Origin of the sequence: Pseudomonas sp. S32 (assembly GCF_016648095.1) — a bacterium.
GTDB classification, from domain to species: Bacteria; Pseudomonadota; Gammaproteobacteria; order Pseudomonadales; family Pseudomonadaceae; genus Aquipseudomonas; species Aquipseudomonas parafulva.
Window position 1 is genome coordinate 1 of the sequence record NZ_JACVVF010000023.1, and the last position, 18,341, is coordinate 18,341.

General features: G+C 60.5%; 15 protein-coding genes and 4 tRNA genes. 12 read left to right on the forward strand and 7 right to left on the reverse strand.

All coding sequences use genetic code 11. The annotated features are described in order from the left end of the window. Positions 1 to 179 precede the first annotated feature (179 nt). From IAE38_RS14190 to IAE38_RS14200, 3 genes are all read left to right on the forward strand, one after another. Positions 180 to 1,973 carry an ABC transporter ATP-binding protein/permease gene (locus IAE38_RS14190; protein WP_201218085.1) on the forward strand — a complete coding sequence of 598 codons (1,794 nt, stop codon included), beginning with the start codon at positions 180 to 182 and terminating at the stop codon, positions 1,971 to 1,973. A gap of 188 nt (positions 1,974 to 2,161) precedes the next feature. Further along, positions 2,162 to 4,390 carry a TonB-dependent siderophore receptor gene (locus tag IAE38_RS14195; RefSeq protein ID WP_201218086.1) on the forward strand — a complete coding sequence of 743 codons (2,229 nt, stop codon included), beginning with the start codon at positions 2,162 to 2,164 and terminating at the stop codon, positions 4,388 to 4,390. Between the two features lie 92 nt (positions 4,391 to 4,482). Further along, complete coding sequence (locus IAE38_RS14200; protein ID WP_201218087.1) at positions 4,483 to 5,019, forward strand: histidine phosphatase family protein; 537 nt, start codon at positions 4,483 to 4,485, stop codon at positions 5,017 to 5,019. A gap of 3 nt (positions 5,020 to 5,022) precedes the next feature. Here IAE38_RS14200 and IAE38_RS14205 read toward each other — a convergent pair whose 3' ends face one another. The 3 genes from IAE38_RS14205 to IAE38_RS14215 all read right to left on the reverse strand — a co-directional run bounded on the left by IAE38_RS14205 (position 5,023) and on the right by IAE38_RS14215 (position 8,847). Next, a complete protein-coding gene (locus tag IAE38_RS14205) occupies positions 5,023 to 5,808 on the reverse strand; it encodes a sulfite exporter TauE/SafE family protein (protein WP_028634553.1) in 786 nt (261 codons plus the stop codon). Between the two features lie 131 nt (positions 5,809 to 5,939). Next, the gene (mcpA, locus tag IAE38_RS14210; RefSeq protein WP_201218088.1) at positions 5,940 to 7,826 is read right to left on the reverse strand and encodes a methyl-accepting chemotaxis protein McpA; all 1,887 of its coding nucleotides are present in this window, start codon (positions 7,824 to 7,826) and stop codon (positions 5,940 to 5,942) included. A 142-nt stretch (positions 7,827 to 7,968) separates the two neighbouring features. Next, the gene (locus IAE38_RS14215) at positions 7,969 to 8,847 is read right to left on the reverse strand and encodes a LysR family transcriptional regulator (RefSeq protein WP_201218089.1); all 879 of its coding nucleotides are present in this window, start codon (positions 8,845 to 8,847) and stop codon (positions 7,969 to 7,971) included. A gap of 101 nt (positions 8,848 to 8,948) precedes the next feature. Here IAE38_RS14215 and IAE38_RS14220 point away from each other — a divergent pair, with 101 nt between their 5' ends. Continuing rightward, on the forward strand, positions 8,949 to 9,377 hold the full coding sequence (locus IAE38_RS14220) for a PACE efflux transporter (protein WP_201218090.1): 429 nt from the start codon (positions 8,949 to 8,951) through the stop codon (positions 9,375 to 9,377). Between the two features lie 29 nt (positions 9,378 to 9,406). Here IAE38_RS14220 and IAE38_RS14225 read toward each other — a convergent pair whose 3' ends face one another. The 4 genes from IAE38_RS14225 to folD all read right to left on the reverse strand — a co-directional run bounded on the left by IAE38_RS14225 (position 9,407) and on the right by folD (position 13,362). Next, positions 9,407 to 10,075, reverse strand: coding sequence for a GntR family transcriptional regulator (locus tag IAE38_RS14225; RefSeq protein WP_028634549.1), 669 nt, complete (start codon positions 10,073 to 10,075; stop codon positions 9,407 to 9,409). A gap of 16 nt (positions 10,076 to 10,091) precedes the next feature. Continuing rightward, positions 10,092 to 10,796, reverse strand: coding sequence for a FadR/GntR family transcriptional regulator (locus IAE38_RS14230; protein ID WP_201218091.1), 705 nt, complete (start codon positions 10,794 to 10,796; stop codon positions 10,092 to 10,094). Positions 10,797 to 10,840: 44 nt separating this feature from the next. Beyond that, complete coding sequence (locus IAE38_RS14235) at positions 10,841 to 12,151, reverse strand: C4-dicarboxylate transporter DctA (protein WP_028634547.1); 1,311 nt, start codon at positions 12,149 to 12,151, stop codon at positions 10,841 to 10,843. A 356-nt stretch (positions 12,152 to 12,507) separates the two neighbouring features. Next, positions 12,508 to 13,362, reverse strand: coding sequence for a bifunctional methylenetetrahydrofolate dehydrogenase/methenyltetrahydrofolate cyclohydrolase FolD (gene folD, locus IAE38_RS14240; protein WP_028634546.1), 855 nt, complete (start codon positions 13,360 to 13,362; stop codon positions 12,508 to 12,510). A gap of 271 nt (positions 13,363 to 13,633) precedes the next feature. Here folD and IAE38_RS14245 point away from each other — a divergent pair. The 8 genes from IAE38_RS14245 to clpX all read left to right on the forward strand — a co-directional run bounded on the left by IAE38_RS14245 (position 13,634) and on the right by clpX (position 18,247). Continuing rightward, a tRNA-Arg gene (locus IAE38_RS14245) sits at positions 13,634 to 13,710 on the forward strand. A gap of 42 nt (positions 13,711 to 13,752) precedes the next feature. Further along, positions 13,753 to 13,828: transfer RNA gene (locus IAE38_RS14250), tRNA-His, on the forward strand. A 52-nt stretch (positions 13,829 to 13,880) separates the two neighbouring features. Further along, a tRNA-Leu gene (locus IAE38_RS14255) sits at positions 13,881 to 13,965 on the forward strand. A 36-nt stretch (positions 13,966 to 14,001) separates the two neighbouring features. Continuing rightward, positions 14,002 to 14,077 (forward strand) — tRNA-His (locus tag IAE38_RS14260). A 190-nt stretch (positions 14,078 to 14,267) separates the two neighbouring features. Then, positions 14,268 to 14,561: a DUF6388 family protein gene (locus IAE38_RS14265; RefSeq protein ID WP_201218092.1), complete on the forward strand. Its 294-nt coding sequence runs from the start codon at positions 14,268 to 14,270 to the stop codon at positions 14,559 to 14,561. A gap of 247 nt (positions 14,562 to 14,808) precedes the next feature. After that, positions 14,809 to 16,122 carry a trigger factor gene (tig, locus tag IAE38_RS14270; protein ID WP_201210571.1) on the forward strand — a complete coding sequence of 438 codons (1,314 nt, stop codon included), beginning with the start codon at positions 14,809 to 14,811 and terminating at the stop codon, positions 16,120 to 16,122. Between the two features lie 91 nt (positions 16,123 to 16,213). Beyond that, complete coding sequence (clpP, locus tag IAE38_RS14275) at positions 16,214 to 16,855, forward strand: ATP-dependent Clp endopeptidase proteolytic subunit ClpP (protein ID WP_023536171.1); 642 nt, start codon at positions 16,214 to 16,216, stop codon at positions 16,853 to 16,855. A gap of 108 nt (positions 16,856 to 16,963) precedes the next feature. Beyond that, positions 16,964 to 18,247, forward strand: a complete 1,284-nt coding sequence (clpX, locus tag IAE38_RS14280) for an ATP-dependent Clp protease ATP-binding subunit ClpX (protein ID WP_028634543.1) — start codon at positions 16,964 to 16,966, stop codon at positions 18,245 to 18,247. Positions 18,248 to 18,341 lie beyond the last annotated feature (94 nt).

The window sequence follows — 18,341 nt, forward strand, 5'->3', positions numbered from 1 at the left end:
ATGTGAGAGTAGGTCATCGTCAAGATTCATTTCGCAAAACCCCTATCTGCGTATGCAGGTAGGGGTTTTGTCTTTGTGGGTTATTAAACCCTGGCGCAAATATGAAACCTGCGTCATCTATGCCTGATGCCTGCCGGGCCGGTGCTACGCTCGCGGAAACTCCGCAAGGGTACTTCACCATGGAAATGAACTGGCACCAGGCCCTGCAACAGAGCCTGACCTGGCTTGCAATTGCCTCGTTTATTACGTTCGCCTGCTTCGCCATCACGGCGGCCCTGGCTGTTCGCTACGCGCGCTGGGGCCAGCAGTTCTGGCAGGTGGCAGGCCCGTATTTCAACCCCAGGCGCAGCTGGAAGCCCCTACTGGGCTTCGCTGCGCTGCTGATACTGACGCTGTTTTCGGTCCGCCTGGAAGTGCTGTTTTCTTACTGGTACAACGGCTTCTACAGTGCGCTGCAGGGCCTTGACCAAACGGCGTTCTGGTCACTGCTTGGCGTGTTCGCGATACTGGCAACCATTCACGTGCTGCGCTCGTTGGTCGCTTTCTACGTTAGCCAGGCTTTCAGCATCCGGTGGAGGGTTTGGCTTACCGAGCGCCTGACCCGTGACTGGACCCAGGACGACGCTTACTACCGAGGTCGTTTCGTGAGTGAGCCCGTGGACAACCCGGATCAGCGGATCGAACTGGATGCCAGCGTGTTCGTCAGCAGCTCCCTGACGCTGGCCTTAGGGGCTGTGAGCGCTCTGGTTTCACTGGTCGCCTTTACCGGCATCCTCTGGGGGTTATCGGCGCCGCTGACGGTTTCTGGTATCGACATCCCCAGGGCCATGGTGTTTGCAGTGTACGTGTACGTGCTATTGGCCACCTGGGTAGCCTTCCGCTTGGGTAAGCCACTCATCAAGCTCAACTTCCTCAATGAAAAACTCACCGCCAACTTCCGTTACGCTTTGATGCGCATGCGCGAGAACGCCGAGAACATCGCTTTCTATCAAGGTGGCACACTTGAGCGACACACGCTGCTAGGCCGGTTCGGCGCGTTGATCCTCAATGCCTGGGCGCTTGTTTTCAGAAACCTCAAGTTCAGCGGTTTCAACCTGGGGGTAAGCCAAGTTGCAGTGGTGTTCCCCTTCATTCTCCAGGCTCCCCGGTTTTTCAGTGGTGCGATCAAGCTGGGCGATGTGATGCAGACCTCGCAGGCGTTTGGTCAGGTGCAAGATTCGCTGTCGTTCTTCCGTGAGTCCTACGATGCATTTGCCCAGTACCGGGCCACCCTGAATCGTCTGACCGGCTTTTTAAATGCTAACCAGCAGGCCAGGGCGTTACCCCGCACCGAGGTGAGCGACCAGCCCGATGGGCTGCTTGTCCAGGGCTTGCAGGTCAGGCGCCCGGACGGCATCCCGCTGATCTCAGACCTCGATCTGGACCTGCGTGCTGGCCATGCACTGTTGATTCAGGGTGCTTCGGGCAGCGGCAAGACCACGCTGCTACGCGCGCTGGCAGGTCTGTGGCCTTACGCTGACGGTGCGGTGCGGCGTCCTTCAGGCCTGCATGCGCTGTTCCTTTCACAGCGCCCATACCTGCCCTTGGGGAACCTGCGCACCATCATCGCTTACCCGGCCACTTACTCGCTCAGTGATGAACAGCGGGTGGCGCAGGTGCTGAGCCAGGTGAGCCTGAGCCACTTGCGCGACCAGCTCGACGCTCAATGCGACTGGTCGGACGTGCTGTCCCTCGGTGAACAGCAGCGTCTTGCCTTCGCACGCGTACTGTTCAATCGCCCTGAGGTGGTGTTTCTCGATGAGTCCACATCGGCAATGGACGAGGGCCTGGAACACGCCATGTATTCCCTGCTTCGGCAGCAGATGCCACGCGCTTTGCTTGTCAGTGTGGGGCACCGCAGTACACTCGCCGGGCTGCATACCCATCGACTGCGCTTGGATGGCCAGGGTGCCTGGGGCATGGAACCCTTGTGAGCGCTGGTCGCAGCTTTGTAGAAGGTTCCGTTGCAAAGGTGTAAATTTCGTAAATACGATATAAACACAATTGAGAATAAATGTATTTTCCATCCCTGTTGGCCACTCGAGCAGTGCGGGCCGGTGGGCGAGGGCTCCCGGTGACCCCGGGTGGGCCGTTTCGCCCATGAACAGCAGGAGATGTAGCAATGCAGTGCAGAACTTCACCCAACAGCCTGGCCCTGGTGCTTTTCTCGCTGGTGTCACCGGCCGTGATGGCCACCGCCGCCTCGACGGACGACAGGGGTGAAGGTCTGAATGCCCCAGCTGCCGACAACGCACTGGTGATTCAGGACACACTGATCACGGCCGAGCGTGAGGCCCGGCAAGCACTGGGCACCTCGATCATCACGGCTGAAGACATCAAGCGCCATCCACCTGCCAATGACTTGTCCGATATCATCCGCCGCGAGCCGGGTGTGAACCTGACCGGTAACAGTGCAAGCGGTGCGAGGGGCAACAACCGGCAGATCGACCTGCGCGGCATGGGCCCGGAAAACACCTTGATTTTGATCGACGGAAAGCCGTCCAACGCCCGCAACGCGGTACGTTATGGCTGGAACGGCGACCGTGACACCCGTGGGGAAACCAACTGGGTGCCGGCCGAGGCAGTCGAGCGCATCGAGATCCTGCGCGGTCCGGCTGCCGCCCGCTACGGCTCAGGCGCCATGGGCGGGGTGGTGAACATCATCACCAAGCGCCCTTCCGATGAACTCAAGGGTAGCGTGAGCCTGTACACCCAATTGCCTGAAGACAGCGCCGAAGGCGCCAGCCGGCGGGCCAACTTCAACCTGAGCGGCGGCCTTAACGAAAACCTTGGCCTGCGGGTTTACGGGGGCTTGGCCAAAACCGATGCCGACGACCTGGACATCAACGACGGCCACGCCACCAGCGCGTTGGTGGCGGGCCGCGAAGGTGTGCGCAACAAGGACATCAATGGCCTGGCGAGCTTGAGGCTTAACGATGAGCATCGTCTCGAAGCCAGTGCGGGCTATAGCCGTCAGGGTAATGTGTTCGCGGGCGATACCATGAACAGCAACGGCGGTGGTGATGTCGATTTTGTGTCCAGCCTGTATGGCCATGAAACCAATGTCATGCAGCGCAGCACCTACGACCTCACGCACCTTGGGGATTTCACCTGGGGCACTAGCAAAACCTCGCTAGGCTACGAGTACGTCCGTAACTGGCGCCTCAACGAAGGCCTTGCAGGCCGCACGGAGGGTGCCCCCAGTGGCGAAGGCGCTGCCATGTCGCGGTTGCGCAACACCCGGTTGAGCAGTGAGGTGAACCTGCCGTTTGCACTGGGCAGCACCGAACACGTACTGACCCTGGGTGGCGAGTACCTGTACGAGGCGCTCAATGACCAAGGCTCGTTACGCCCGCAGAGTTCTGACCCTGCCGGGGGTGGAAGTATTGCCGGCTTCGAGCGCAGCAACTCCAAGATGACGGCCCGCAGCCATGCGTTTTTCGTCGAAGACAACATCGTGGTTGGCAACACGACCGTCACGCCTGGCCTGCGTTTCGACCACCACGAAACCTTCGGCGACAACTTCAGCCCCAGCCTTAACCTTTCCCACAAGCTGACCGACGCATTGTCGCTCAAGGGTGGCATCGCACGGGCCTACAAGACCCCGAACCTGTACCAGTCGAACCCCAATTACCTGCTGTACAGCCGAGGCAACGGCTGCAGTGTCCTGCAAACCAACCGGGGCGGTTGCTACCTGCAGGGTAATGCGGACCTCAAGCCTGAAATCAGCGTCAACAAGGAAATCGGGCTGCAATACGACCAAGGCAGCTGGCGCACCAGTGCCACGTACTTCCGCAATGACTATAAAAACAAGATCATCGGCGATACCGATGTGCTGTATACCCTCGGCACAGGTAGCCGTGTGACCCAGTGGGACAACGCCGGCAAGGCGCGCGTGGAGGGCATCGAGGGCAACTACTTCGTCGAATTGACGCCCACCCTGGACTGGAATACCAACCTCACCTGGATGCTGGACAACCATAGCCGTGAGACCGGCGAGCCGCTCTCGGTCATCCCGCGCTTCACCGTCAATACCACCCTGGACTGGCGCGCTACCGAGCAGCTGTCGTTGCAGGTGGCGGGGACCTGGTTCGGCAAGCAGAAGTCGCCATCCTACAACTACCGCACCCAACAGGACTACGATGCCAGTGCGCAGCAGGATGTAGACGCCTACGGCCTGGTGGATGTCAGTGCAGGCTACGCATTCAATGCCAACTACGATGTGCGCGTTGGAGTGAACAACGTCTTCGACAAGCAGATCCTGCGCGGTGGCAATGCCAGCACCTCTGGTGCCAACACCTACAACCAGCCGGGCAGGGCGCTGTTCATGGCATTGAATATCAACTTCTGACGCACCGGCCGCCCCGCTCCTGGGGCGGCTGCCTTTGATGTCCGGGCAGCAGGCGTGCTAAACCGTACGCTTGTTTCCGCGAGACCTCAGCATTGAAAGCCACGCACCTTACCCTCGTTTGCCATGCCTTGACCCAGTCGCAGAAGGCCGGGCGCCTGCCCGCACCTGGCGACCTCCTGGTCCAGTCAGCCTGGCAAGCCTTCGAGACGCCGCCAGATACACACGTGATCACAGCACCCGAGCAGCGCGCGCGCGAAACGGCAAGCAGGTTCGGACACGCACGGGTAGCGCCGTTGTTGGCCGATTGCGACCTCGGTGACTGGCAGGGGATGCCGCTGAAGCAGTTGCAGGCAGAGCAACCGCAGGCGCTTGCTGACTGGCTGCAGGACCCGGCCAGCACGGTGCACGGTGGCGAGTCGTTCGCTGCGCTGTGCCAGCGCATGGCGGCATGGCTGGTAACCTTCGACAGGCCTGGGGCGTGGTTGGCAGTGACTCACCCATGGGTAATACGCGCTGTGCTGGTGCAGGTGCTGGGCTGCCCACTCAGTGCAGCCCAGCGCATCGACATCCTGCCATTATCGCGCCTGCAGCTCGCCAGTACCGGTCAGTGGCGCCTGCGGGTCAGCTGAGCCTCAAAACGCCAGCTTATAGCCGATCAGCAACAGCATCGCAGCCAGGCAGGGGCGCAGCACACGGTCCGAGATTCGCCCGGTGAGATGGCTGCCCAGGTAGATGCCTGGCAACGAACCCAGCAGCAGATAACCCAGCAGTGACCAGTCCATGTTGCCCATGCCGGCATGCCCCAGGCCGGCCACCAGGGTAAGCGGGACGGCGTGGGCGATCTCTGTGCCCACCAGGCGACGTGTAATCAGGAAAGGGTAGAGCAGGAACAGCGCCACCGTGCCCAACGCACCGGCGCCGATGGACGTAAGCGTGACCATCACGCCCAGTACCACGCCCGTGAGGATGGTCAGGGTATTGAGGCTACGGTCGCTCAGGTGATAATGGTCGCCGGCATGGCGGCTGGCAAAGGCCTGCAGGCGGGACTTGAACAGGATCGCCAGCGCGGTGAGTATCAACACCACAGCGAGGCCCTGCTTGATGATGGCGTTCACCGCCGTGGTGTCTGTGTGCAGGGTGCTGAGAAACCACAGGGTCAGCGCTGCGGCCGGTACGCTGCCCAGGCTGAGCAGGCCCGTTATCTTCCAGTCGATGTTCTTGTTACGCGCATGTACCCACACGCCACTGGCCTTGGTGATGGCCGCGTAGAGCAAGTCAGTGCCAACAGCCGTGGCCGGGTTGATGCCGAACCACAACAGGATCGGGGTCATCAGCGAGCCGCCACCTACCCCGGTCATGCCGACGATGAAGCCTACAACCAGCCCTGCAATGGTGAACCCAAAAGAACCTACATCCATACGCTACTCGACTGCCCAGCTTTGCCCGTTATCGGATGCAGCCAGCATATAGATTTTTTTATAGCCAAATAGACTTGTTCGTTATTAGGTTATAACCAGGGGTGGCGCCAGGTTGCGCCACCCCCGCTGGGTCAGATCCTGAAGCTGCCCACCAGTTGCTTCAAGCGCCCGGCCTGCTGAGCCAGCTGGTCACAGTGCAGCAGGGTTTCGTTAAGGTTTTCCACCCCTTGCTGGTTCAGCGCGTTGATCTGGGTGATGTCCAGGTTCAGGCTTTCGACAACAGCTGTCTGCTCTTCGGTAGCGGTGGCGACCGACTGGTTCATGCCATCGATTTCACCGATCCGCTGGGTGACGCTGGCCAGGCGTTCGCCCGCCTGGTTGGCAACTTGTACCGTCTGCTCGCTGGACACCTGGCTGGTGTTCATCGTGTGCACGGCCTCCCGCGAACCCACCTGCAGGCTGGTGATCATGCGGTGGATTTCTTCTGCCGACTCCTGGGTACGGTGTGCCAGGTTGCGCACTTCGTCGGCGACCACGGCGAACCCGCGGCCCGCTTCACCTGCACGTGCGGCCTCGATTGCCGCGTTGAGGGCCAGCAGGTTGGTCTGTTGGGAGATGCCCTTGATCACGTCGAGGATCTTGCCGATTTCATCGGTACTGGCGTTGAGCGTCTCGATCTGCGCGCAGGACTCGCTGATGCGTTGCGACAAGGCGGTCATGGCACTGATCGCCTCTTCGACAACCGCCCGGCCACCATGGGCCTGCTCGCTAGCGCCGCTGGCGTGCTGCGATGCATCGGCGGCATTGCGGGCAATTTCCTGGGTCGCAGCCCCCAGCTCGTTGATCGCTGCGGCCACGCTGTTGGTGCGCATGCTCTGCTCTTCAGAGCCATTGATGGACGCGTTGGATGCACTGACCACTTTCTCGGACAGGTCGTGAACCAGGCGCGTGGCCGACGATACTTCGCTGATGGACGCATGAATGCGTTCGACGAACCGGTTGAAGGAGGCTGCCACCTCACCGAATTCATCCTGGTTCTGCACCACCAGGCGGCGGGTGAGGTCGCCTTCGCCCTCGGCAATATCGCGCATCGCACGGCCCATGGTCGTCAGCGGCCGCATCAGCACCGGGATCAGCAGGCCGAGCACAGCGGCGATGGCCGCCACGGCGATAAGCATGGCAATGATTGCAGAGGTGCGGAACTGGCTGAGTGCGGCGTAGGCCTTGTCCTTGTCGATCGACAGGCCAATGTACCATTGTGCCGACGGCAGGCCGGCAACCGGAGCAAACGAAATCAGGCGCTCCTGGCCGTTGAGGGTGACATCCTGCATACCTGCAGCGACCCGCAGGTTGCTGCCGGGGTAAATGTCTTTCAGGTTCTTCATGACCTGGTCTTTATCGGGGCTCACGATCACCTGGCCAGTGCTGTCTGCCAGGAAGGCGTGGCCAATGCCGCCAAAGTCGACCGAGTTGATGATTTCGACCAGGGTATCGAGGCTCACGTCGCCCCCCACTACGCCCATCATCTCGCCATTGGCCTTGCTCTTGACGGGCACGGCGACGGTTACCATCAGGCCGCCTACGGCACCTTGGTAGGGTGCTGTCAGTACAGTCTGCCCTGCGCTGGCAGCCACGCCATACCATGGCCGCTGCCTGGGGTCATAACCTGCGGGCATCTGTGCATCGGGGCGCTGTGTGAAGCTGCCGTTGGCCTGGCCAAAATAGGTGAAGAGGAAGTTGCGAGTGTACGAGGGCTGCTCGATCAACCCAGCCAGCTCGTTGCCGGCGCCCAGCAGGCCAATATCCTGTGCCAGGTTTTCCAGCACCAGAATGCGGCCGCCCATCCAGTTCTGCACGCTGCTCGCCGTCAGCGCTCCCGACTGCTCCACCGAAGCTTCGATGTTCTGGCGGATGGTGTTGCGTTGCAGATAATCGTTGTAGAGGGTGAACAGGGCGAATGCCAGCACCACGACACCGCAGGCGCTGAGCAGGATCTTGTGGCGAAATTTCAGGTTCATGTTTCGAGACCTTGAGCCAATGAGGGGAGGGCGCCGTGCGCTCATGACGCACTGTGGGGCCTGTCGACCGGGGTATCGGCTCACCCGGTAAAAGGTTGATACACCTACGGAAATTTCTTAAGGGCGTTTCGACAAACGGCGTTCAGCAGGCTGCCAGCTGTTCGATCAGCAGCCGCGCAGCTTGTTGCAGCGGCTGCTGCTTGCGCCAGAGGATATGCACCGGCAGCTGCAGCGCGTTGCGTGTGTTGCGAAAGTGCAGCCTCACCAGCCGGCCGCTGGCCAGCAATGGCGCCACCCGGGACAGTGGCAGGTCGCCCCAGCCCAGGCCGGCCTCGACCATCTGCAGGGCAAGGTCAAAGCTGTCGGTGGACCAATGCGCGGCGCCGATCAAGGGGCGCGGGTCGGCCAACGGCAGGTCGCGGCTGCGCACCAGAATCTGCCGTACCCGGGTCAGGTCCTCCAGGTAGTGTATGGCGCCGCCGTCCAGGGCAGGGTGAGTGGGGGCCAGGGTCGCTACCAGCGACTCTTCACCTATGAATTGAAAGCCGCGGTGGCCCTCCACCTGCAAACCGGCGAAGGCCACGCACAGGTCTGCACGACCGCTGTCCAGCAATTGCAGCGCTTCTTCCTGAGGGGCGCTGAGCAAGGTGATGTCCAGCAGGGGATAGCGTTCACCCAGCCGGGCGATGGCCGCCAGCAGCGGGCCGTGATCGATATCAGGGGCTACCGCCAGCGTGAGGCTGCTTTCCAGCCCGCGCGACAACTCCAACGCATGCACCTGCAGCAGCCCAAGTTGCTCGGCTATCAGCCGGGCATGCGGCTCCAGCGCCAAGGCCTGCGCGGTGGGGCGCACTTCCCGTGCGCCCCTTTCGAACAGGCTGTAGCCAAGCTCGGCCTCCAGGTTGCCAATCCCCATGCTCACAGCTGAGGGTACGCGCTTGAGTGTGCGTGCGGCCGCTGAGAACGACCCTTGGTCGAGTACGCTCAGAAACAGCTGAATATTGTCGCTGGAAAAATTCATCGGGTCCTCCTGTCAGCTCATCTGACAGCTGCTGACTTTTACTGTCAAGCAGGGTGAAGCAAACTTCGCGCAATCATGTCGTGATGTTGGAGGAAAGCGCTGTGCAGGGTCTGAAACGCAAGCTGGTGTATGTGACGTTCTACGAGTTGATTGGGTTGTGCATGTCCACGCTCGGGCTCGCTTACCTGTCTGACACCCAGGCGTCCCACACTGGCCCGCTGGCGGTGATGATCACCACCATCGCCATGCTCTGGAACCTGATCTACAACACGGTGTTCGAGTATTGGGAAAGCCGCCAGCGTACGCGTGGGCGCAGTGTGGCAAGGCGCATCGTGCATGCCATCGGCTTCCAGCTGACGCTGGTGATCTACCTGATACCGCTGATTGCCTGGTGGCTAGGCATGACCCTTGTGGAGGCGCTGCTGGTAGACATGGCGTTCATCATCCTGGTGCCGTGCTACACCTTTGCCTACAACTGGGCATTCGACCGGCTGTTCGGCCTGCCGACGTCAGCCATGGCGCCTGCCTGATCCGGCGTTGATCCGGCGTCGCCCACTGCTCAACCCAGTTGGAGCTTGCCTTCAAGCCGGTCGAGGTGCTTGTGCATCAGTGCCAGCGCAGCGGGCGCGTCGCCTTGCTCCACCGCATCGATGATCGCGGCGTGCTCCTGCCATGCACAGTGGTCGCAGCAGGGGGATTCGTAGCGGGCGATGATCAGCGAGGTCATCGGTACCAGCCCGTTGAGAAAGCGCGCCAGCGGGGCATTGGCCGCCACCTGCGCCAGTTTGAGATGAAACTCGCCGCCCAGCCGGATGGCTGCGCAGCGCTCGCCATTGTCGTGGTGCTGGCGTTCGCGTTCCACCAACTGGCGAAGCTGGCGCACCTGCGCTGGCCGGGCACGTTCGGCCGCCAGGGTAATCAGGGTGGTTTCGGCCAAGCGCCGGGCGCTCAGTACCTGGCGTGCCTGCTCAGGGTCTGGCGCCGCCAGGTGTGCCGTGTGGCTGGGGCGTTGCACCACTACCTGTTGGTCGCACAGGCGCCCAAGTACCCGGCGAATGACCGTACGGCTGACGCCGAAGGCATGGCCCAGTGCCTGTTCGGGTAGCAGGCTGCCAGGCGGCAAGCGCTGTTCGAGGATCGCATCGAACAGCCGCGGGTAGATCTGCTCGGCCGAGAGCCGGGTTTCCCCTGCAGCAAGCAGGGCAGGCAAAGGGTGGGCGCCGTTCATCGTCGCTCTCCTGGGGTCAAGGGGTCGGGTGCTCATCGGGTACATTCAGGGCAATACCCATACGCAGCCCTTCTGCCAGAATGTGCTGTCGCATTTGCGCGCTGGCTTGCGCGCTGCTGCGTTCGCGTATGGCGCGCACCACGGCTTCATTTTCGTTCAGCCGCGCTGCCAGATGCTCCGGTGAGTTGCGCAGCATGTCGGCGCTCTGCTTGAGGGCGTTGCCGGTTTGTTGCACCACGCTCTGGAAGATCGGGTTTGTGGTAAGGGCGAACAGCGCTTCGTGGAAAGCGATGTAGGCTTTTACCCCCGCCTCGCTGTCGTGCGCCTCCAGTGCTTCGCGCATGTCCATGAGGGTCAGGCGTAGTTGGCCAATGTCCTGGCTGTTGGCCGATTGCGCCACCAGGCCGACGATGAACGGCTCCAGGGTGTAGCGCAGCTCCAGCACATCGGCAAGGCTCGCCGCCGCGCCGGTGTCCAGGGTACGTTCTTGAACTGCACCCTCACCCTCGAGCACCAGTACGCCTTTGCCTGGCAATGATCTGACCAGGCCCAGGGTTTCCAGAACGGTCACCGCCTCTCTCAGGCTCGGCCGGCTGATGCCCATTTGCTCGGCCAGCTCGCGCTGGCCAGGCAGCATGTCGCCGCTGCGCCATTGGCCTCTGGCCAGGGCCTGGCGCAGTTTTTCAACCACTGAATTGACGACGGTGGATGAGCTGATCAAAGTTCGCTCCTTGGAGGGCCGGCACGGGGGCCGGCCGCACGCTTTCAAAAGTCCTGTTGATGGGTGCCTGGTTGTTTGCGGGGTGTGTGTGCAAAGCCGGGTTTGCCGTCGAGCACATTGTTGGCCCGCTCAAGGTCGATGTCCTTTTCCCAGCGTGCAATGGCCACCGTGGCGACGCAGTTGCCAATCAGGTTGGTCAGCGCCCGGCCGATGCCCATGAACCAGTCCACAGCCAGTACCAGCACCAGGCCAACCACCGGTATCGCCGGCACGGCGGTCAAGGTCGCCGCCAGAATCACCAGTGCAGAGCCTGGGATGCCGTGAGCGCCTTTGGAAGTCACCAGTGACACCAGCAAAATGGTCAGCAGGTCGGTCATTTCCAGCGGCGTGCCCGTCGCATTGGCGATGAATACGATGGCCAGGGTGAGGTAGATGGAGAAACCATCGAGGTTGAACGAGTAGCCGGTAGGAATCACCAGCCCCACCGTGGAACTGCCGATGCCCAGATGCTCCAGCTTGCGCATGATCTGTGGCAGCACGGCGTCGGACGAGGCGGTGCCCAGCACGATGGTGAGCTCTTCACGCAGGTATTTGATCAGGGGCAGCAGCTTGAGGCCAGACAAGCGCATCACGGTGCCCAGTACAATCAGCACGAACCCTGCGCAGGTGAGGTAGAACAACGCTACCAGGCCGCCCAGGTGCTGCAGCGATTCAAGGCCGTACTTGCTGGTGGTGAAGGCGATGGCACCGAATACGCCAATGGGCGCCAGGCGCACAATCATGCCCATGATGCGGAAGATCACATGGCTCAGCTCGTTGATCAGGCGCGAGATGCCGGCCGCCGAATCGCCCACCAGGTTGAGTGCACTGCCGAACAGTACCGAGAACAGCAGCACTTGCAGGATATTGTTGTCGGCGAAGGCCCCGACCACCGAGTTGGGGATCAGGTCCATGAAGAAGGCGGTGGCACCATGAATGTGCTGGCCGCGCTCCGCCAGGCTGCTGGCGTCGGCGCTGGACAGCTGGTCCAGATGAATATTGGCACCGGTACCGATCCCGCTGGTGAAGGCGAACACCAGGCCGATAACCAGGGCCAGTGTGGTCAACACCTCGAAATAGATCACCGATTTCAGGCCGATGCGGCCGACCTTCTTCAGGTCACCTGCGCCGGAGATACCGCTCACTACCACGCAGAAGACGATCAGGCCGATGAGCATCTTGATCAGCTTGATAAAGCCGTCGCCCAAGGGTTTGAGTTGCAGGGAAAGGTCGGGGAAGCTGAGTCCGCAGACGACGCCGAGGGCGAGGCCTAACACGACTTGAAGAAAGATCGAACGCGAGCACCATTTGAGCATGGAAGTGATCTCTGATCGGTGTCCTTGCTTCGATAGCCGCACGGGGCGAAAGAGCGCAGGACTTAATTATTGTGGTCTTACCGGTTTGTTCAGCGCGTGGTCATAAAACCCCGAAATATTCTGCAATGCAAGGGTTTTTGGCCTTACCGGTCTGACCAGTTGTGGTGCACTTCAGTGGCCCGGGCTCTACTACGGTGCGTGCAGTGGTTTTGACGAACCGCACGCGGGGGTGGCTGCACAGTGCAATGTGTTGGGTTGCAATCTGCTTGCCAGCTACCCGGCGCTTGGCTGCTGCTCAAATGCAAGGCAAAAAAAACGGCACCTGCATGAGGTGCCGTTGTGGGTGGCCAACAGTATCAGCCGTGCAGCTCTTCTGCTGCATACAAGGTGTTTTCCAGCAGGCAGGCCCGGGTCATCGGCCCGACGCCGCCTGGCACCGGGGTGATCCAGCCGGCGCGGGGCAGGGCGGTCTCGTAGACCACATCGCCGACCAGCTTGCCGTCTTCCTGGCGGTTGATGCCCACATCAATCACGATGGCACCTTCCTTGATCCATTCACCCTTGACCAGCCCCGGCTTGCCGGCAGCCACGACCACCAGGTCAGCACGGCCAACGTGGCCAGCCAGGTCCTGGGTGAAGCGGTGGCAGACGGTCACGGTGCAGCCGCCGAGCAACAGCTCCATGGCCATAGGCCGGCCAACGATGTTGGAGGCGCCGACGATCACGGCATTCATGCCGTACAGGTCCTGACCGGTGCTCTCGAGCAGGGTCATGATGCCCTTGGGTGTGCACGGGCGCAGCAGCGGGATACGCTGGGCCAGGCGACCGATGTTGTAAGGGTGAAAACCGTCCACGTCCTTGTCCGGGCGAATGCGCTCGAGCAGCAGTGAGGCGTCCAGGTGCGCCGGCAGTGGCAACTGCAGCAGAATGCCATCGACGGCTGGGTCATCGTTGAGGCGGTCGATGAGTTCGGTCAGTGCTTGTTGGGTGGTCTGGCTGGGCAGGTCGAACGCCTGGGAGATAAAGCCGACTTCTTCGCAGTCCTTGCGCTTGTGCGAGACATAGACTTGGGAGGCAGGGTCGGTGCCGACCAGGATCACTGCCAGCCCCGGTGTACGCAGGCCCTGCTGGCGCCGCTCCACGACACGTTGAGCGATCTGCTGGCGCAGCTTGGCGGCGATCGCCTTGCCATCGATTAGGTGTGCAGTCATAGACGCGTGATTAACCATCGAGAAGGAAACAATAAAGAGGGCGCATTCTCGCACGACATCGGCCAAGGGCAAAGACGGGTGGTCGGGCAAATGCCCTAACCCCTTCAATAATTTATATTTTTTTGAAAAAGGTGTTGACGACCTACAGGGTCGCCTATAAGATTCGCCGCACTTGTCGGGCACAGCCTAGCACTGGTTGGCGAAGTCGGGCAGAATGAGCCGTTTGGCAGCAGCCTGCAAAACTTCTCGTTCGGTTAGGCTTCATGCTTAAGCGCCCGTAGCTCAGCTGGATAGAGCATCCGCCTTCTAAGCGGATGGTCGCAGGTTCGAGTCCTGCCGGGTGCGCCACTTAGGCAGCTTTGGCAAGCAAGTAGGCTGTAATGCAATATGGTGGGCGTAGCTCAGTTGGTAGAGCGCTGGATTGTGATTCCAGTTGTCGTGGGTTCGATTCCCATCGTCCACCCCATATTCTTCAAAGGCGCCGCGATAGCATCTGGCGCCTTTGTTTTAAGCGTTACGCGGACGTGGTGAAATTGGTAGACACACTGGATTTAGGTTCCAGCGGCGCAAGCTGTAAGAGTTCGAGTCTCTTCGTCCGCACCATGCTTCTGTAAGGCAGTACCGCAACACCGCAACATGGTGGGCGTAGCTCAGTTGGTAGAGCGCTGGATTGTGATTCCAGTTGTCGTGGGTTCGATTCCCATCGTCCACCCCATTTTTCGAAAGGCGCCTTGGTCATGGACCGGGCGCCTTTTTTGTTGCGCGTCGCGCGCAGCCCATGGCAAATATTTTCGGGGCAAAATCACTGCCCGGCCCTTGCAATCCGCTGGTGAGGGCCCAATAAAAGCTGTTAGATTTCAGCCAGTTGAAATCCCGGCCCGTTGAGTCGGCAGAGGAGCAGCCCGATGATTGCAAAAGAAGCCCGTCAGGCCCTTGCGCTGCAGCGCTTTGCCCAGGCCCATCCACAGCTGCTGGAAGAGGTCCGTCAGCTTGATGCGCATGAGCAGGCGCAGCAAATCGAGTGGGCGTTCGAAGATGCCGCTCATGAGCAAGGCCTTCAGCCTTGGGAGTTGGCGCTGCAGTTGATTGCCGAAAGCCCCGAGCAGCTGCAGGCGATGCGCCTGGAAACCCACCGGGAGGTGGCAGAGGCGCTGGGCATGGGCTGGGAGGAGTACTGCCATTTCAACGACCCTGCATAAAGGTAGCGATGTCGTTGAAGGTAGTTGTTGAACAAGATATTTCGGCCGCAGACCGTCATGGGCGTCCTGCGGCCCCTATTGAGACAGGTTCGGCGGCTTGCCGCCCAGCCTTTAAAGCCAATCGACCGGCGTCGTCCAGGGGGCATCCCGGGTGGGGTGACTTCTGCTGCGTGACTCACTAGAATGCTTGCCCTTGATTCTGGAGTCGGGCAAACGCCGGCTAACGTCTGTGCAACGAGGAATATCCATGCAAGTTTCTGTTGAAAACACTTCCGCTCTCGAGCGCCGCATGACCATCGCCGTTCCGGCCGAGCGCGTCGAGAACGAAGTCAACAAGCGTCTGCAGCAGACTGCCAAGCGCGCCAAGGTTGCCGGTTTCCGTCCAGGCAAGGTGCCGATGAGCGTGATCCGCCAGCGTTTCGAAGCCGATGCCCGTCAAGAGGCGTTCGGTGACCTGGTCCAGGCCTCCTTCTATGAAGCGATCGTCGAGCAGAAGCTGAACCCGGCTGGCGCCCCTGCCGTCGAGCCCAAGTCCTTCGAAAAAGGCAAGGACCTGGAATTCGTCGCTATCTTCGAAGTGTTCCCCGAGTTCACCGTAGCTGGCCTCGAAACCATCAAGGTCGAGCGCCTGAGCGCCGAAGTGGCTGATTCCGACCTGGACAGCATGCTGGAAGTGCTGCGCAAGCAGAACACGCGTTTCGAGGCTGTCGAGCGTGCCGCCCAGAACGACGACCAGGTCAACATCGACTTCGTTGGCAAGGTAGACGGTGAGGCCTTCCCAGGTGGTTCGGCCAAAGGCACCCCGCTGGTTCTGGGTTCGGGCCGCATGATCCCTGGCTTCGAAGAAGGCCTGGTAGGCGCCAAGGCGGGCGAAGAGCGCGTTGTGAATGTGACCTTCCCTGAGGACTATCAGAACCTGGACCTGGCCGGCAAAGCCGCCGAGTTCACCATCACCGTCAACAGCGTTGCGGCACCTGTGCTGCCAGAACTGAACGAAGAGTTCTTCGCCCAGTTCGGCATCAAGGAATCGACCCTGGAAGGCTTCCGCACCGAAGTTCGCAAGAACATGGAGCGTGAACTGCGCCAGGCGATCAAGACCAAGGTCAAGAACCAGGTCATGGACGGTCTGCTGGCCGCCAACCCGATCGAAGTGCCAAAGGCGCTGCTGGAAAACGAAGTCAACCGTCTGCGCGTGCAGGCTGTTCAGCAGTTCGGTGGCAACATCAAGCCTGACCAACTGCCAGCCGAGCTGTTCGACGAGCAGGCCAAGCGCCGCGTCGTGCTGGGCCTGATCGTGGCCGAAGTGGTCAAGCAGAACGAGCTGAAGCCAGACGAGGCCAAGGTTCGCGAGATGATCGAAGAAATGGCCTCTGCCTATCAGGAGCCTGAGCAGGTCATCGCCTGGTACTACAAGAACGACGAGCAGATGAACGAGGTGCGTTCGGTTGTGCTGGAAGAACAAGTTGTAGATACTGTTCTGCAGAAAGCGACTGTGACCGACAAGTCGGTCTCGTACGAAGAAGCCGTTAAACCTGCCGAGGCACCCGCCGAAGCCGAGTAACGGGCCCTTCTCGTAGGAAACCCCCACAAGCCAGCCTTCGCGCTGGCTTGTGCGTATTCAAGCCATGACTATTTGGGAGTGAGCGCAGGACATGTCCCGCAATTCTTTTATTCAGCAGAGCTCTGACATCCAGGCTGCAGGCGGCCTGGTCCCGATGGTTATCGAGCAGTCCGCCCGTGGCGAGCGTGCTTACGACATTTATTCGCGCCTGTTGAAGGAGCGTGTGATTTTCCTGGTTGGCCCGGTAGAAGACTACATGGCGAACCTGGTCGTTGCGCAAATGCTCTTCCTTGAGGCGGAAAACCCGGACAAGGATATCCATCTGTACATCAACTCGCCGGGCGGTTCGGTGACCGCAGGTATGTCGATCTACGACACCATGCAGTTCATCAAGCCGGACGTTTCCACCATCTGCATTGGCCAAGCCTGCAGCATGGGTGCGTTCCTGCTGGCTGCCGGTGCCAAGGGCAAGCGTCACTGCCTGCCTAACTCACGCGTGATGATTCACCAGCCACTGGGCGGTTTCCAGGGCCAGGCTACCGATATCGAGATCCATGCCCAGGAAATCCTCAATATCAAGGCCCGCCTGAACGAGCTGCTGGCGTACCACACAGGCCAGGACCTGGAAACCATCAAGCGTGACACCGAGCGCGACAACTTCATGAGCGCCTCGCGCGCGGCCGAGTACGGCCTGATCGACTCGGTATACGACAAGCGGCAACTGGCTTCCTGACCCCGGCAGCCAGAGCAGGTGGGCGCACATGGCGCCTGCCTGCGGACTTGAAAAAGCCCGCAATTGCCTTCATCTTGTGTTGCAAGCCTACCGGATTGGATCGATCGAATGACTGACACCCGTAACGGCGAGGACAGCGGCAAATTGCTTTATTGCTCCTTCTGCGGCAAAAGCCAGCACGAAGTGCGCAAACTGATTGCCGGGCCCTCGGTATTTATCTGCGACGAGTGCGTCGACCTGTGCAACGACATCATCCGTGAGGAGGTGCAGGAAGCCCAGGCCGAGAGCAGCGCGCACAAATTGCCTTCGCCGAAAGAAATCAGCGGCATCCTGGACCAGTACGTCATTGGTCAGGAGCGCGCTAAAAAGGTGCTTGCCGTAGCGGTGTACAACCACTACAAACGCCTGAATCAGCGTGACAAAAAGGGCGACGAAGTCGAGCTGGGCAAGAGCAACATTCTGCTCATCGGGCCTACCGGCTCGGGTAAGACATTGCTTGCAGAAACCCTCGCTCGCCTGTTGAACGTACCGTTCACCATTGCAGACGCCACCACCCTGACCGAAGCCGGTTATGTGGGTGAGGACGTCGAAAACATCATTCAGAAGCTGCTGCAGAAGTGTGACTACGACGTGGAGAAGGCCCAGATGGGCATTGTCTACATCGACGAGATCGACAAGATCTCGCGCAAGTCTGATAACCCGTCGATTACCCGTGATGTTTCGGGTGAGGGCGTGCAGCAGGCGCTGCTCAAGCTCATCGAGGGTACCGTTGCCTCGGTGCCGCCGCAGGGCGGCCGCAAGCATCCGCAGCAGGAATTTCTGCAGGTTGATACCCGCAATATCCTGTTCATTTGCGGTGGCGCGTTCTCCGGCCTTGAAAAGGTCATCCAGAACCGCTCTACCAAGGGTGGTATGGGCTTTGGCGCTGAAGTGCGCAGCAAGGAAGAAGGCAAGAAGGTTGGCGAGTCGCTGCGTGAAGTCGAGCCGGATGACCTGGTCAAGTTTGGCCTGATTCCGGAATTTGTCGGCCGTCTGCCCGTATTGGCGACGCTTGACGAACTGGACGAAGCTGCACTGATCCAGATTCTGACCGAGCCGAAGAACGCCTTGACCAAGCAGTATGCCAAGCTGTTCGAAATGGAAAGCGTCGACCTTGAGTTCCGCTCTGATGCGCTCAAGGCCGTGGCGCGCAAGGCTCTTGAGCGCAAAACGGGTGCTCGTGGCCTGCGCTCCATTCTCGAGGGCGTTCTGCTCGACACCATGTACGAGATCCCTTCCTCGAAGGATGTCAGCAAGGTGGTCATTGATGAGAGCGTCATCGAAGGCACTTCGCAGCCGCTGATGATCTACGAAAACAGCGAGCCGCAAGCCAAGGCTGCACCAGACGCCTGATACGGGCATGGTCGGTTGAAGTACCTGCATCAAGGGGCCCACGGGCCCCTTTTTGCTTTTCCTGCGCTAGCGCTTGTAATTTCGCAGGCATGCC

What these genes read in the sequence shown, in the direction of transcription:
- IAE38_RS14190 (WP_201218085.1), top strand. Translation starts at nt 180, where the DNA reads ATGGAAATGAACTGGCACCAGGCCCTGCAACAGAGCCTGACCTGGCTT.
- IAE38_RS14195 (WP_201218086.1), top strand. Translation starts at nt 2,162, where the DNA reads ATGCAGTGCAGAACTTCACCCAACAGCCTGGCCCTGGTGCTTTTCTCG.
- IAE38_RS14205 (WP_028634553.1), bottom strand. Translation starts at nt 5,808, where the DNA reads ATGGATGTAGGTTCTTTTGGGTTCACCATTGCAGGGCTGGTTGTAGGC.
- mcpA (WP_201218088.1), bottom strand. Translation starts at nt 7,826, where the DNA reads ATGAACCTGAAATTTCGCCACAAGATCCTGCTCAGCGCCTGCGGTGTC.
- IAE38_RS14215 (WP_201218089.1), bottom strand. Translation starts at nt 8,847, where the DNA reads ATGAATTTTTCCAGCGACAATATTCAGCTGTTTCTGAGCGTACTCGAC.
- IAE38_RS14225 (WP_028634549.1), bottom strand. Translation starts at nt 10,075, where the DNA reads ATGAACGGCGCCCACCCTTTGCCTGCCCTGCTTGCTGCAGGGGAAACC.
- IAE38_RS14235 (WP_028634547.1), bottom strand. Translation starts at nt 12,151, where the DNA reads ATGCTCAAATGGTGCTCGCGTTCGATCTTTCTTCAAGTCGTGTTAGGC.
- folD (WP_028634546.1), bottom strand. Translation starts at nt 13,362, where the DNA reads ATGACTGCACACCTAATCGATGGCAAGGCGATCGCCGCCAAGCTGCGC.
- IAE38_RS14265 (WP_201218092.1), top strand. Translation starts at nt 14,268, where the DNA reads ATGATTGCAAAAGAAGCCCGTCAGGCCCTTGCGCTGCAGCGCTTTGCC.
- tig (WP_201210571.1), top strand. Translation starts at nt 14,809, where the DNA reads ATGCAAGTTTCTGTTGAAAACACTTCCGCTCTCGAGCGCCGCATGACC.
- clpP (WP_023536171.1), top strand. Translation starts at nt 16,214, where the DNA reads ATGTCCCGCAATTCTTTTATTCAGCAGAGCTCTGACATCCAGGCTGCA.
- clpX (WP_028634543.1), top strand. Translation starts at nt 16,964, where the DNA reads ATGACTGACACCCGTAACGGCGAGGACAGCGGCAAATTGCTTTATTGC.